Annotated in this window: 1 protein-coding gene; it reads left to right on the top strand. The window is 64.2% G+C overall.

The genetic code is table 11. From position 1 onward, the window contains the following. Positions 1 to 288 (top strand): GDP-mannose 4,6-dehydratase (locus ACU8YC_RS27345; protein WP_446896307.1); only part of this gene is annotated, 288 nt, incomplete at its 5' end. Between the last annotated feature and the right edge of the window lie 167 nt (positions 289 to 455).

Genomic DNA, 455 nt, shown 5'->3' with positions numbered 1-455 from the left:
CTTTTACACCGCCCGCATCAGCACAAAGCCGACGCTCCAGTGGATGGTTTTGTCACCGCCCTACACACCACGACGGTGCGCGACATGTGCGAGATCGCGTTCAAGCACGTCGGCCTGAAGGTGGACGACCACCTGATCGTCGACCCGGCGCTGTTCCGGCCGGCAGAGGTCGAGGTGCTGCTGGGCAACCCCGCCAAGGCCAAGGCGACCTTCGGCTGGGAGGCCGAGACCAGCCTCGAGGCGCTGATCACCGAGATGGTCGACGCCGACATCAAGCGCCTCTCCTAGTCCGCGTGCTTAAGCGTATCCTCGTAACCGGCGCATCGGGGTTCGTGGGGAGACACGTCCTCCGGGCGTTTCGTGACGCCTTCGCCTCAGCCGAGATCCTGGGCATCGGGCGCCGGGTTTCCTTGGAAGTACCGGAAGGGGTTGTCTACGAGACGCTCGACCTTATC

The sequence above is a fragment of the Citrobacter sp. VF227 genome (assembly GCF_052950715.1).
The sequence above is the reverse complement of the archived record's forward strand: the minus strand, read 5'-3'. Positions and strand labels throughout refer to the sequence as shown.